Here is a 13,041-nt window from a genome sequence, read left to right on the forward strand (position 1 = left end):
CCACAGAAAGCAAACAGCTGAAGCTGTCTGAATTATATAATAACGGACAAGCAGAAGTCTATCTTTTCATAAAAAAACCCGCATATAAAAATATGCGGGTTTGCAGGCTGTCGAGAAACTTCAGAAGATCGTATTTTCCGAAGCTTAGCGCTCGCTTTCCGTGGGGCGGGAATCGAGCGAACGCTTCTTCAAATACTTTGAGAAAACATTAATTTTTAATTGTAAAAAAGCCGATTTCTTTTCGATCTACTGCGAACTATAGTCTTTTTCAATACTTTGAAAACCCGCATATAAAATATGCGGGTTTGGTGTGGATGATTATTTTGTCGCGCGGAAAAAGATCCGTTCGCTTTCGTCGTTTGGTGCATCCGCTGTAAAATCAGCAGTCACTGACTCTACCGCGAATCCGGCTTCCATGAGCCATTCTTTGTACACATCAATCGGGAAAGTCCGTTGTTCATGTGTTTCTTCAAAACGCTCGAACATCCAGCCTTCTCGCACGAAAAAAGTCAAATCGTGGATTACGCTCTGAGGCGCTGAGCCTTTTTCTGTGTGCCACATATAAGCAAGATCTTCTCCGTCATAAACGAAGGGGCTATCCATGAAGATCTCGTCGACTTTGAACACCGAATGGACATCGAAAAAGAAATACCCGCCCGGATTCAACGCCGCATAAACTTGTTCGAACGTCTTTTTGACCTGCTCTTCTTTCGCTAAATAATTCAAAGAATCGATCGCGATGGTCACGGCATCGAAGCCTTCTAAGCCTTCGAGATTGTCCATGGACAATTGAAGCACCGGAATATCCAGTCCCGATTCTTTAAAGCGTTTCTGTGCCACAGTGAGCATGTCAGCGGATAAATCACTCGCCGTCACGTCATAGCCGAGTTCAGCCATCAATTCAGACAGCACCCCGGTGCCGCAAGCGAGATCGAGTACAGATCCGGAACGCATCGTTTCTGCAATCCATTCCACATATTGTTCGTATGGAATATCTTCCATCAAGTCGTCGTAGACCGCCGCAAACCGTCCGTAGTTCATACTTCGAGCTGCGGGGCGTCGCGCCATAGACGCTCTAGGTTATAGTAAGAGCGCTCATCGCGGTGGAACACATGTGCCACGACATCGCCAAGATCGACCAAGACCCAACGAGCTGCGTCGAAGCCTTCAATACTTTTGACTTCATAGCCGGCTTCTCCAGCTTTATCCATCAATTCACGGGCAATTGACTGTACTTGGCGGTCCGAGTTCGCGCTGCAGATCAAGAAGTAATCCGCCAACAGCGAAATCCCTTCCATATTCAATACAACGATATCTTCTGCTTTTTTATCCTCTGCGGCTTGGTATGCCACTTGCAATAATGTATCTTTAGTCATTCTTCACGTTCCCTTTCTGTTGCTCAAAATGCTCTAGGCATTTCAAGGAATCCGGATAAACCGGCTGATTTTTTGATGCGAGAAATTCGATCGTTTGCCGGATCGACGCTTCCATCAAGCGGTCGAGACCATCATGCTTCATGGCTCTCAACCGGTCGACTCCCGGAAACTTGCGGCTCGGCTCGATCATATCTGCAATGTAAATAATTTTTTCAAGGTCGGACATGGCGGCACGCCCTGTTGTGTGGTAGCGAATCGCGTCAAGGATTTCTTCATCTTTGACTCCGAATTCATACTTAGCCACATAAGCGCCGACCGGGGCATGCCATAATTCGTGATGATAGTCGAGCAATACAGGATCCATGTTTTCTTTTTCGATAATTCCGCGCATCCATTCACGGTCGGCAAATTTCACCACATCATGGAGAATCGCCGCAACACGTGCTTGCTCTTCCGGCACTCCGTAATGCTTGGCAAGTGCGACTGCCGTATTCATCACGCCCAGGACATGGTTAAAGCGTTTTTCAGGAAGGCGTTGTTTGACTTTTTGGAGCATCAGGCTCGGGTCCATATAATCGCTCCTTCCGGATAAAAGTTTCCACTTGTTCGGGAACGAAAAAAGTCAATGGCTTGCCAGCCAAGACGCGCTCCCGCAGCATCGTTGAAGACAAATGCATTTCCGGAGAATCGATCATCATCACCGGATAATTCGTTTCGGCTTTATAGCCCGGACGGCCGATGCCGACAAACTGGACCAATTCAGCCAGTTCTCCGATGCGGTGCCAGCTATGCAGGCTTTCGACCATATCGCCGCCGATGATAAAATAAAATTCATATTCCGGTTCACGTTCGATGAGCTTGACCATCGTCTCATAAGTATACGAGACCCCACCGCCCGACACTTCAATGTCTTCTAGGCGGAACTGAGGCTGACCCTCGATAGCAAGTCGAGTCATGTTGACCCGTGTATCCGTATCGATGCCGCTCGATTCTTTATGAGGAGCGATGGCATTCGGCATGAAACGCACTTCATCCAAGCCCAGTGCGTAATAGGCTTCATTCGCCATGATCAAATGGCCGAAATGCGGCGGGTTGAACGTGCCGCCGAGAATGCCGATTTTGCGTTTTTTCACGGAAGCTCAATCCGTTTATTGTTGACGGACGCTTTATACAAAACGACCGTATGGCCGATCAATTGCACTAATTCCGCTTTTGTTCCTTGTGCCAGATGGTTCGCCACTTCGTGCTTGCCATCTTCATTGTTTTGCAGAATGCTGATTTTTACGAGTTCTCGTTTTTCAAGAGCTTCCCCGATCTGTACGAGCATCGCTTCATTGACGCCGCCTTTCCCGACTTGGAAGATCGGGTCCAAATGATGCGCTTCGCTTCTTAAAAAACGTTTTTGTTTACCTGTTAACATGATTTCCTCCTAGTTTTTCCGTAATCAATTGAATCATTTCTTCTGTATCCGGACGGATGCCTGTCCATTTTTCGAACGAAATGGCACCCTGGTTGACGAACATGCCGACACCGTTCAGCACCAGGCAGCCTTTCGCTTTCGCTTCTTTCAGAAATGGTGTTTCGAGCGGATTGTAAATGATGTCCGCGACGACCGATCCGCTTCCAAGATGTGTTAAGGACAGCGGCAACGCTTCTTCTATCAATCCGACGGAAGTTGTTTGAACAATCGTGGCGAATTCACTCAAGTTCGCTTCGGCCTCTGCCAGCACAACCGCCTTGCTGCCGGTTTCCTCTGCAAGTTCCTGCGCCCTGCGGAATGTTCGGTTGGTGATGGTGATATTGCTGAAGCCGGCACGCGAGAGCGCAAAACTGATGCCTCTTGCTGCCCCGCCTGCACCAATCACTAGCAAAGCGCGTTCTTTATCGACAGGATAACTTAATAGCGAACGGACAAACCCATCGCCATCTGTATTGAATCCCTTTAAACGCCCATTTTTTGCAGCGACCGTATTGACCGCATTCATGATGCGTGCCGTATCATCCAGCTCATCCAATAACGGGATTGCCGCCTGTTTGTGGGGCAAAGTGATATTGAATCCGCTGATGCCAAGCAATTTCATCGAATGAAACGCTTGTTCCAGCTGTTTCGGTTCGACATGCACCGGGATATAGGAAGCATCGATGCCGTGTTTTCCGAACCAATGATCGTGCATAAAAGGCGATAACGAATGGGAGATCGGATCTCCGATGACCGCATACCATTTCTTCATTGTGAAAACCTCCTATATAAGAGATGGGCGGACGATGACTTCTACCCCTTTTGGTGCGTGGGCAGCGATCGTCACGTCATCATGCTGGACCGTTATCCAGCCGAGCCCAGAAAAGACGATGTCTGTCTTGCCTTCTTTGATGCGGAATTCATGGCGCACCAATTCAGGGAAATCTTCTTTATATTCAGAAGATGGCGGAGCAAGCATGCCACCCAGGTGCTGTTCATACAATTCATCTGCATTGTCCAGTTTGGTCCGGTGGATATTCAATGAATTCGCAGCATGCACTGTAAAAGATGAACGTTTGCCGCTGATGAAATCGAAACGCGCCAAACCGCCAATGAATAATGTCTGTTCAGGATTCAATTGGAAGACGCGCGGCTTGATTTCTTTTTTCGGCATGATCGCCTTCAGGTCTTCCGTGTGCAGATGATGCGCCAGCTGATGATGGTTGATGATGCCCGGCGTATCATATAGCGAGCGCTCATCATCGAGCGGAATGCCGATCATATCAAGCGTCGTGCCAGGGAAATGCGAAGTCGTGATAACATCTCCTTCGCCTGTTGCCTGTTTGATGACACGGTTGATGAATGTCGATTTCCCAACGTTCGTGCAGCCGACCACGTACACATCGCCGCCGTCGCGGTATTGTTCAATCGCATCCATCGCTTCTGCGACGCCCGTTCCTTTATGGGCGGAAACCGCCAAAATGTCGACCGGGTTCAAGCCTAATTTACGCGACTCTTGTTTCATCCAATTGATCAATTTCTTCTCTTTGACCGACTTTGGAAGCAAGTCCGCTTTGTTGGCAATCAACAAAATTGGATTGTTTCCGACAAAGCGGTGCAAGCCCGGAAGCCAGCTGCCGTTGAAGTCGAAAATGTCGACGATTTTCACAATCAGCCCTTTGCGTTCCCCAAGGCCATTCAAAATACGCAAGAAATCATCATCTGTCAAAGAAACCGGCTGCAACTCGTTATAGTTTTTCAAACGGAAGCAGCGCTGGCAAATAATTTCTTCTTTATCGAGCGAAGACGGCGGCGCGTAGCCGATATCGTCTTTCCGCTCTGTTTGGATCTGTACACCGCAACCGATGCAATATGGCATTTCTGTCAATTTTCTTCCTCCCACATCAATTGTCCTTTTTCTTTCAACCTTTTCATGATCCGGCGCTCGACCAGCCGGTTGAAACGCGTAAAGAAGCCGTCCGATTGCGCGACCGGCAACACGAGGATTGTATGAAGCTTATTGCGGTTGCCGCCAAAAATATCGGTCAGCATCTGGTCGCCGATAACGACGACTTGTTCACGCTTGACGCTCATGATTTTCAGTGCTTTGCGGAAAGCTTTGCCCATCGGTTTTCTTGCCTGGTAAATAAATGGGATGCCAAGCGGGTCTGCAAACGACTTCACGCGCATCTCATTATTATTGGAAACGATGACTACTTGAATCCCTGCATCTTTCATTGATTTCAGCCATTCGATCAATCGCGGTGTCGCTTCAGGGCGGTCCCATTCAACCAATGTATTGTCCAAGTCGGTGATAATGCCAAGTACTCCTTTTTCTCTCAATGATTCTGGCGTAATGTCAAAAACCTCTTTAACGTATTGCCTTGGAATAAAATATCGATACACACATAACAACTCCTGTTTCTAGGGACTTAAGTCCATTGATTATACCATATATGCAAGGGGTTCTCCCACCTTGACCCGGTCGCCGTCATTGATTTTCGTGTCAAATTGAAGATGACCGCCTTCAAAGAACAAAGCGACCGTTGAACCGAAGCTGAAATAAGCGACTTCCTGCCCTTTTATCCATTCGGATCCGAACGCCGTCAATTCGATGGAATTGACGTACATCGCCCCGACTTTCACGACCAATACGCGGCCATGCGGCGTTTCGAGTTCAGTGATGAGCCGGCGGTTGCCGCTGATCGGCGATTTGCCGTAAGTCAGTCCAAGCCGATTGACCGGGTAGGATTTTTCACCGAGCATGTATTGCTTTACGACTTGGCCGTCTACTGGGCTATGGATGCGGTGGTAATCTGCGGGCGACAAATAAAGGATCGCATATTGGCCATTCGCATAGCGCGCAGCCATCTGTTCACTGCCAAGAAGTTCAGCAAGTGAGTATTCGATGTCTTTGACCTTGAACTGGCTATCGTTTTGGATAGCCCCGTGGATTTCAAGGCGACCGTCGACCGGAGATACCAGTCCGACATCGGCAATAGGCCGCGCGTCCATTTTCAGACGGCGCGTAAAGAAGTCATGCAAGCTCGTGTATTGTTCGTTCGGGCGATCGATATCGCCAAGTTCGATGTTGTAAGCATTGATGAATCCAGGAATAAACTTACGGCTGATGGCCGATTGGGCAAAGCGTTTCAATACCGTGGAACTGGCCTTGCCGTTTCCCAATTCAATCATCGATTGGTATAGGCGTTTTTTCATGCTTGCACCTCCGTCGTTAAAATAGTCTACCATTTTTTGTCGATTCGCAGTATAATTGTCGAAAGCATATCGAAAAAAGGAGCGCTTGCATTGATATTGATCGACAAAATGGACCACACCATTAAACGGCTAAAAAGCCAGGCAGCCAACACATTGACGATTGGCAATATGGTTTTCGGCGGCGCCTCATTGATGGCAACTTTGAGCGAATACTATAGTTACAGTGTGCTATTTATTTTTATCGCTGCATTTTTGGATCGTTTTGACGGCATGGTCGCAAGAAAATACAACCAGGAATCGGAACTCGGTAAACAATTGGATTCCATGGCGGATATCATTTCATTCGGCGTGGCCCCTGCACTGTTGATCCATCAGCTCGCTTTGCAGGATTTTGGGCTAGCCGGGATGGTGTTCACAGTTATCTATATTTCATGCGGCGCTTTCCGCCTGGCACGTTTTAATATCACCGAATCCAATGGCTATTTTACCGGTTTGCCGATCACCGCTGCCGGAACTGTGCTAACTTTGTCATATTTCGGGTTCAACCATTGGTCGCCCGCTGTCTATATGTTCATTCTCTTGATCTCTTCACTATTAATGATCAGCACATTTTCATTACGGAAAGTATAAAAGCTGAGGGCTTGATGCCCTCAGCTTTTTTGCTTGTTTTGGGATAAAGTTCCGTTTATATGCGCTGGAGCATCTTTTCGATGACACGCAGGACGATTTCCGTCGAGTGCTTGGCAGCAACCGGAAGGAATTCATCAAACGAGACCGAAGATTCTTTGCCAGCGATATCCGATAAAGCGCGAATGACGACAAACGCCGTATCGTATTGGAAACAGACTTGGGCGACGGCAGCCGCTTCCATTTCTGCTGCTTTCATCTCTGGAAACTGCTGTTTCACCAATGCCACACGTTCGGGATCGCTCATGAACGAGTCGCCTGTCGCGATAAGCCCGACCGCATGCTGGTGTTCACCGATTTCATCAACAGCTTGGACGGCGAGTTCAATCAATTCTTTGTTGGCGATATAAGAAGCCGGCATTTGCGGAACTTGCCCGAGCTCATAGCCGAACACCGTAGCATCGACATCATGATGGCGTACTTCATCTGAAATAACTACAGCGCCGACTTCCAGCTCCTCATCAAAACCTCCAGCCGAACCAATGTTCAATACCAGATCCGGCTTGAACTCCTGCATCAGGATGGTGGTTGTCATCGCCGCATTGACTTTGCCGATGCCGCTTTTCAATAGGATGAGTTCCTGGCCTTTGTATGTACCTGTTGTGAATTCGCTATTGGCGATTTCACGGACAGATGGGTTTGCTAATTGATTGCGCAACAACTCTACTTCTTCTTCCATTGCGCCGATTACACCGATTCTCATTGTATCCGCTCCTTGCTTCCAAGATTACGCCGGAAAAACGGCGCCCTATTAATAGGCGCCGTCCAGCGTTTTAAGTACATCCATTTTCTCCGGCTTCCAACCCTCACGATCTACCCATTGGAGATAGACACGGTATTTTTCAGACTGGTCTTTTGACTGGACTGTCGCGATGGATTTTTGCGGGCCGCCGCCATTTTGGACCATCATGACATACATGTCATTTTGGGACAATCCGGTAGCATACGTGACCGCTTCAATTTTTTCGTTCCAATCAACCGAATTTTTCTGGTACGAAGAGACATGGTCGCCGCTTTGGCTTGTGCCTACTGGCTCCCAACTGGTGTTGACGATGGTTTCACTGACGATAGGGTCGTTGGACTCTTCACGTGTGATGGTACCGCCTTTTGTTTCTTCTTCCTCTTCTTTTTCTTCTTTTTCTTTTTCTTCAGCTTCTTTTTTGGCTGCTGCTTCTTCTTCAGCCTTGGCTTCCTCTTCAGCTTTCTCTTCAGCCTCGAGGTCATTTTCCTCTGCTGTCACTTGCGTATCATCATCGCCGCTCGTTTGACTTTCTGTTTCCGGCGTTGCTTCTGTGGATTCAGGATCTGCTGAATCGTCGCCGCCTCCGAATAACAATGTCGCCCCGATGATAACCACCAAAGTAAATACTAAAGCGATCATGATATTGAGGATGGAATTTGAACGATTTTTATTGTTCTTATTCTTATTCAAACGAGAGGGATAAGACTTTTCTTCGTTAGCCATGGAAAGCCCCCCTTTACATGTATTTTATCATATTTAGCCCATGACAAATTTGACGTTTCAACTAAAGTTTTGTTTCACTCATCAAAAAAAGCCACTCCCAAAGGAATGGCTGGGTGCATTACTTGATCGAAACGATCTTGACTTCCATTTCCCCGCCGGGTGTCAATACTTTCACACGGTCACCGACAGTGCGGCCAAGCATGCTTTTGGCGATTGGCGAGTCGTTCGAAATACGCCCTTCCAGCGGGTCTGCTTCTGCAGATCCAACGATGGTATAGGCTTCTTCATCGCCGCCTGGAATTTCCATAAACGTAACTGTTTTCCCGAGGCGCACGACATCATTGCCAGCTTCCTCTTCATTTATAATTACCGCATTGCGGATCATGGATTCCAATGTAGAAATGCGCCCTTCGACAAAGGCTTGGTCTTCCTTAGCGGAATCATATTCGGAGTTCTCGGACAAATCTCCGAAGCTTCTTGCGACTTTAATACGTTCCACCACTTCTTTGCGTTTGACCGTTTTCAAATAATCCAGTTCATCTTCCAACTTCTGCTTTCCGGCAGCTGTCATCGGAAATTGTTTATCGTTTGCCATACTCTCCCCACTCCTTCAACTGCTGACTATGGATGCGCTAACACCCGTCAGTCTCGTATCATTCTATTATAAATTACCAATCTATTCAAGAATTGTTTTAATTTTTGTAACCATTAGATCAATTGCGACTTCGTTTTGGCCGCCTTCTGGGATGATGACGTCTGCATAGCGTTTTGTCGGCTCTATGAATTGGTTATGCATCGGGCGGACTACCGTCAAATATTGTTCGATAACCGAGTCGATCGTCCGGCCGCGTTCGTTGATATCGCGCATCAAACGGCGGATGATGCGGAGATCTGCATCGGTGTCGACAAATAACTTGATGTCCATCAGTTCACGCAGGCGTTCGTCTTCTAGAACCAGTATACCTTCAAGAATGATAACATCTTTCGGGTCAATTACAATGCTTTCCTCTGCCCGGGTGTGGATTGCGTAATTGTAGATCGGCTTTTCAATCGCACGCCGTTCGAGCAATTCGTTAACATGCTTGATCAATAGATCGGTATCGAAAGCGAGCGGATGGTCATAGTTGGTCTCAAGGCGCTCTTCGAACTCAAGGTGGCTTTGGTCTTTATAATAATAATCCTGCTCGATGACCACTACGGAATGCTCTTTGAACACTTCATAAATGGAATTGGTGACACTGGTCTTGCCTGATCCTGAACCGCCAGCGATGCCGATGACGACCGGTCTGTTTTTAGACATATACGTTAACTCCTTGTGTTTCGATTTTCATTTTTTCCTGCAGACGAGAAGCCCGTCGCCGACTGGCAAAAGCTCACAGTCGAAGCCGGGATGCCCGTCCATGGTTTCACGGAACGAGCGGATATTACGGATCATTGTGCGCTTGCGTCTGGGCACTTCTTTAATCGGCTGTTCAGCCATGCCGTGCATCGACATATTATCACAATAAATGATGCCTCCTGGAGACAGCAGACTTTCGTATTTATTGAAGAAACGCTCATATTGCCCTTTGGCTGCATCAATGAACATGGCATCGTAAAACGGGGCCAATTGGGCTATGTCCAGTTCGAGCGCATCGGCGCAGATAGCCTGCACACGCCGTTCCATTCCCGATTCACGTATGAACCCAAGCGCCTTATTGTGGCGATCTTCGTCCCGTTCAATCGTGTCGATGCTGACGTCAGGCAAAGCTTTGGCCATACGAAGCGCCGAATAGCCGATTGCCGTTCCCAGTTCAAGCAAGCGTTGCGGTTGTTGACGCTGCAACAATTCCAGCAACTCCCCGATGCCCTGCTCTTCCATGATCGGCACATGTTGCGCCGCCGCGTAGGAGCGCATCGTTTCGAAAAATGCTTCTATTGTTGAATCAGGCATTGTGGATGTCCGCTCCTTTCACGCTCTAGTCCTTCATTTGAACAGAAAAGAAGAAGGGAAACGGACGCTCCCTTCCTTCTTATACAAATTGAACTAATGGTTTTGTAATTAAAATCTTATTAAAACGATATTCCGCAAAACAGCTGTAAGAGCTTTGCTCTACTCTCACTATGTTCGAGCATCGCAAACGAATTGGTTCAGCTCTGCTTCACCGATTCGCTTCCTGGGGGCTCGCGCTGAACTAATTCGGGCTAGACGCCCGAATGGATTTCAGCACTTCGTCGAAACGGAGTTGGAAAGCCCCCTCCGTTTCTGCTCCCCAAGGAGTCTGCGCTGTTTTGCTCCATATCTCTCGAATAAAATACACTAAAGAGTGGAAGGCGGCGAAGGGCAAAGATGTGCTCCCACATCGCTGCGTTACTGCGTCGCAAACGAATCGTGTCAAGCACGATTCGTTTCCTGCGGGAGCAGTGACGGAGCACCGCGACGGAGCGACATGAGTCTATGCCCTGGCAGCTGGCAACGCGACGTCCTGTCGCGCCAGCTGCATGACCCACATCCTGTGGGCCCGAAAGCGTCCGCCTGGAACGATTTATTTACACTTACTCATTCTCTAGTTCAAATTATATTAATCAATTTCCGATATGTTCATCGCGGTATTGAAGATGCTGTTCGTAGCTGGTCGAGAAGTAGTTTTTGCCTTCTGAGTCAGCCAGGAAGTACAGATAATCCGTTTGGTTCGGGTCAAGCACCGCTTCGATGGATGATGCACCGGCAGCAGCAATCGGCCCGGGCGGCAAGCCTTTATTCGTATAGGTGCTGTAAGGATCTTCGAACTCGTAATCCGAGTTGAACAAGCGGTCCTTATGCTCGCCCATCGCATAAATGACGGTCGGGTCTGTCTGCAGCGGCATGTCTTGATCCATGCGGTTGTAGAATACGCTAGCAATGGTTTGTCGATCTGATTTCGCAGTCGCTTCTTCCTCTAGTAGCGAAGCAAAAGTCAATAACCAATGAGGTGATTTTTCCTCTTCCTGCAAAACGCTTTGGTAAGGCTCGATATTCGCTTTAGTAGCATCGAGCATCTGCTCAATCAACACGGTAAGTGAAGGATTTTCCTCATAAATCGGATAAGTGGCCGGGAATAGATAGCCTTCTAGCGCGAATTTGACGTTCTCCCCTTTGATCTCATCGGTCAGCAATTCAGGGTATTTGGTCATCAATTCATCGATATAAGCTTCATCTTGCACTTGTTCCATAAACTGCTCAGCGGTATATTCCGTATTTTCCGCAATTACGCGCTCGGCAATCTCTTCTAAGGTTAAACCTTCAGGAACACTGATGGTATATAACGGTTCATGATAAACTTTCCCAGTTTTCAAGCTTTCCGTAATTTCGTCCAATGTCATCGACTGAGTCAAACCATAGCTGCCTGCCTGAAATTCCGATTCATTTTGGAACTTGACGTAATACTTGTAGATTCTAGCATCTTTAATGATGCCATTGTCTTCAAGCAAGGCGGCAATGCTATCCAGGTTAGAACCGATCGGCACTTCGATATCGATGACTTCCTCGGAATTTGGATCGACAGGCTCGAGTGCATCGGTGACATAGCTATAAGCTTGCCAGCCTGCCACCGCGACGACCACAAGAAACACGAGTGCTACGATCAGCACAATGCGCCGAACGATTCGCACTTCTTTTTTCTTTTCCTTCATCCTGTCGAACATGACGTCTTTCTTTGACTGCTTTTCCACGGGTGTTCCCCCTCAGCTATTCATCTCTCCAAAACAGAAGGCGATTCAAACGAAAGGGACGGAATCAAGGTTCAATTCCGTCCCCCTTATGGTTATTGCTCTTCGTTTTCTTCTTCTTCCTCAAGGAAAGTATTGAGCATTTCTTCAATCATGTCCCATTCTTCTTCCGTTTCGACCGGGCGAAGTTCGCCGCCGGAAACCTTCTCATCGGAATCCAGGTTTTCAGTGAATGAAGATGCGTGGATTTCGATCTCGCCTTCTTCGTCTTCATCTGCGCCTACTGGGAAATACAAAACGTATGATTTTCCGAAATCTTCCGATTCAAATGTGAACAACACTTCAAATAATTGCTCGTTTCCGTGCTCATCCACTACTGTAATATGCTCTTGACCATGTTCCATTTGTGTCACCTCATCATTTTTTTGAATCAAGATAGCCTTGCAAAATCATCACTGCAGCCATCTTGTCGATCACTTTTTTGCGGTTTTTCCGGCTCACATCAGCCGATATCAGCATTTTCTCCGCTGCCATCGTCGTTAGCCTTTCATCCCAAAGCACTACCGGTATATCATATCCTTCTTTTAGCAATGCTGCAAACTTTTCGGAAGCTTCCGCCCGTGGCCCGATTGAGTTGTTCATGTTCTTCGGATAGCCCACGACCGCTTCCGTTACTTTGTACTCCTGAATCAATTCGCCAAGGCGTTCAAGCCCAAACTGGCCGTTTGCCTCGTCGATTTTGACGGTTTCGATGCCTTGTGCCGTCCAGCCCAGTGCATCGCTGATCGCCACTCCGATCGTTTTGGAGCCGACATCCAATCCCATTGTTCGCATAATTATTCCTCGTTATTCTTTTTGATGTAGAACTTTACCAGTTCTTCCAAGATTTCATCCCGCTCCAGTTTCCGGATCATGTTCCGGGCGTCCTGGTGGCGAGGGATATAGGCCGGATCACCTGAAAGTAGATACCCGACGATCTGATTGATCGGGTTGTAGCCTTTTTCATCTAGAGCAGCATGGACTTGCAGCATGACCTGCTTTACGTCCTGCTCCATCGATTCATCGGATGAATCGAATTTCATCGTGCGATCAAATGAGCTCACGACAAGCACCTCACTTTCGGAATGTGTATTGGCAATTCGTTCCTC

General features: G+C 47.7%; 19 protein-coding genes. 1 reads left to right on the forward strand and 18 read right to left on the reverse strand.

All coding sequences use genetic code 11. From position 1 onward, the window contains the following. Positions 1–318 precede the first annotated feature (318 nt). The 9 genes from KTG14_RS05310 to KTG14_RS05350 are packed head-to-tail and all read right to left on the reverse strand — an operon-like array spanning position 319 to position 6,054. Positions 319–1,041, reverse strand: a complete 723-nt coding sequence (locus KTG14_RS05310; protein ID WP_216969959.1) for a class I SAM-dependent DNA methyltransferase — start codon at positions 1,039–1,041, stop codon at positions 319–321. Beyond that, entirely contained in the window at positions 1,038–1,376 is a 339-nt protein-coding gene (gene rsfS / locus KTG14_RS05315) for a ribosome silencing factor (protein WP_101190200.1), read from the reverse strand. The genes KTG14_RS05310 and rsfS overlap by 4 nt, the downstream gene beginning before the upstream one ends. Beyond that, positions 1,369–1,947: a bis(5'-nucleosyl)-tetraphosphatase (symmetrical) YqeK gene (yqeK, locus tag KTG14_RS05320; RefSeq protein WP_216969960.1), complete on the reverse strand. Its 579-nt coding sequence runs from the start codon at positions 1,945–1,947 to the stop codon at positions 1,369–1,371. Before yqeK ends, rsfS begins: the two co-directional genes overlap by 8 nt. Then, complete coding sequence (locus tag KTG14_RS05325; RefSeq protein ID WP_216969961.1) at positions 1,901–2,509, reverse strand: nicotinate-nucleotide adenylyltransferase; 609 nt, start codon at positions 2,507–2,509, stop codon at positions 1,901–1,903. Before KTG14_RS05325 ends, yqeK begins: the two co-directional genes overlap by 47 nt. Next, the gene (gene yhbY, locus KTG14_RS05330; protein WP_216969962.1) at positions 2,506–2,796 is read right to left on the reverse strand and encodes a ribosome assembly RNA-binding protein YhbY; all 291 of its coding nucleotides are present in this window, start codon (positions 2,794–2,796) and stop codon (positions 2,506–2,508) included. Before yhbY ends, KTG14_RS05325 begins: the two co-directional genes overlap by 4 nt. Further along, a complete protein-coding gene (gene aroE, locus KTG14_RS05335) occupies positions 2,783–3,607 on the reverse strand; it encodes a shikimate dehydrogenase (protein ID WP_216969963.1) in 825 nt (274 codons plus the stop codon). The genes yhbY and aroE overlap by 14 nt, the downstream gene beginning before the upstream one ends. Before the next feature lie 12 nt (positions 3,608–3,619). Continuing rightward, positions 3,620–4,723: a ribosome biogenesis GTPase YqeH gene (gene yqeH / locus KTG14_RS05340; protein ID WP_216969964.1), complete on the reverse strand. Its 1,104-nt coding sequence runs from the start codon at positions 4,721–4,723 to the stop codon at positions 3,620–3,622. Further along, complete coding sequence (locus KTG14_RS05345) at positions 4,720–5,241, reverse strand: YqeG family HAD IIIA-type phosphatase (RefSeq protein WP_211653968.1); 522 nt, start codon at positions 5,239–5,241, stop codon at positions 4,720–4,722. Before KTG14_RS05345 ends, yqeH begins: the two co-directional genes overlap by 4 nt. 39 nt (positions 5,242–5,280) lie before the next feature. Continuing rightward, positions 5,281–6,054, reverse strand: a complete 774-nt coding sequence (locus KTG14_RS05350; protein WP_216969965.1) for a phosphatidylserine decarboxylase — start codon at positions 6,052–6,054, stop codon at positions 5,281–5,283. Between the two features lie 108 nt (positions 6,055–6,162). On the opposite strand from KTG14_RS05350, the gene pssA reads away from it, so the two are divergent. After that, a complete protein-coding gene (gene pssA / locus KTG14_RS05355; RefSeq protein ID WP_374939894.1) occupies positions 6,163–6,684 on the forward strand; it encodes a CDP-diacylglycerol--serine O-phosphatidyltransferase in 522 nt (173 codons plus the stop codon). A 55-nt stretch (positions 6,685–6,739) separates the two neighbouring features. Here pssA and mtnN read toward each other — a convergent pair whose 3' ends face one another. The 9 genes from mtnN to KTG14_RS05400 form a co-directional block, all read right to left on the reverse strand. Next, positions 6,740–7,444, reverse strand: coding sequence for a 5'-methylthioadenosine/S-adenosylhomocysteine nucleosidase (mtnN, locus tag KTG14_RS05360; RefSeq protein ID WP_216969967.1), 705 nt, complete (start codon positions 7,442–7,444; stop codon positions 6,740–6,742). A 48-nt stretch (positions 7,445–7,492) separates the two neighbouring features. After that, positions 7,493–8,206: a YrrS family protein gene (locus KTG14_RS05365; RefSeq protein WP_216969968.1), complete on the reverse strand. Its 714-nt coding sequence runs from the start codon at positions 8,204–8,206 to the stop codon at positions 7,493–7,495. 118 nt (positions 8,207–8,324) lie between these two features. Then, positions 8,325–8,801, reverse strand: coding sequence for a transcription elongation factor GreA (gene greA / locus KTG14_RS05370; RefSeq protein ID WP_216969969.1), 477 nt, complete (start codon positions 8,799–8,801; stop codon positions 8,325–8,327). An 81-nt stretch (positions 8,802–8,882) separates the two neighbouring features. Next, on the reverse strand, positions 8,883–9,506 hold the full coding sequence (gene udk / locus KTG14_RS05375) for a uridine kinase (protein WP_216969970.1): 624 nt from the start codon (positions 9,504–9,506) through the stop codon (positions 8,883–8,885). Between the two features lie 27 nt (positions 9,507–9,533). After that, the gene (locus KTG14_RS05380) at positions 9,534–10,139 is read right to left on the reverse strand and encodes an O-methyltransferase (RefSeq protein WP_216969971.1); all 606 of its coding nucleotides are present in this window, start codon (positions 10,137–10,139) and stop codon (positions 9,534–9,536) included. A 632-nt stretch (positions 10,140–10,771) separates the two neighbouring features. Continuing rightward, entirely contained in the window at positions 10,772–11,896 is a 1,125-nt protein-coding gene (gene mltG, locus KTG14_RS05385; protein ID WP_216969972.1) for an endolytic transglycosylase MltG, read from the reverse strand. Between the two features lie 92 nt (positions 11,897–11,988). Further along, on the reverse strand, positions 11,989–12,297 hold the full coding sequence (locus tag KTG14_RS05390; RefSeq protein WP_058380964.1) for a DUF1292 domain-containing protein: 309 nt from the start codon (positions 12,295–12,297) through the stop codon (positions 11,989–11,991). Between the two features lie 13 nt (positions 12,298–12,310). Further along, on the reverse strand, positions 12,311–12,727 hold the full coding sequence (gene ruvX, locus KTG14_RS05395) for a Holliday junction resolvase RuvX (RefSeq protein WP_216969973.1): 417 nt from the start codon (positions 12,725–12,727) through the stop codon (positions 12,311–12,313). A 2-nt stretch (positions 12,728–12,729) separates the two neighbouring features. Next, positions 12,730–12,996 carry an IreB family regulatory phosphoprotein gene (locus KTG14_RS05400; RefSeq protein ID WP_216969974.1) on the reverse strand — a complete coding sequence of 89 codons (267 nt, stop codon included), beginning with the start codon at positions 12,994–12,996 and terminating at the stop codon, positions 12,730–12,732. Positions 12,997–13,041: the final 45 nt, after the last annotated feature.

The sequence above is a fragment of the Planococcus sp. CP5-4_YE genome, from assembly GCF_019042655.1.
In the GTDB taxonomy this organism is placed as follows: domain Bacteria; phylum Bacillota; class Bacilli; order Bacillales_A; family Planococcaceae; genus Planococcus.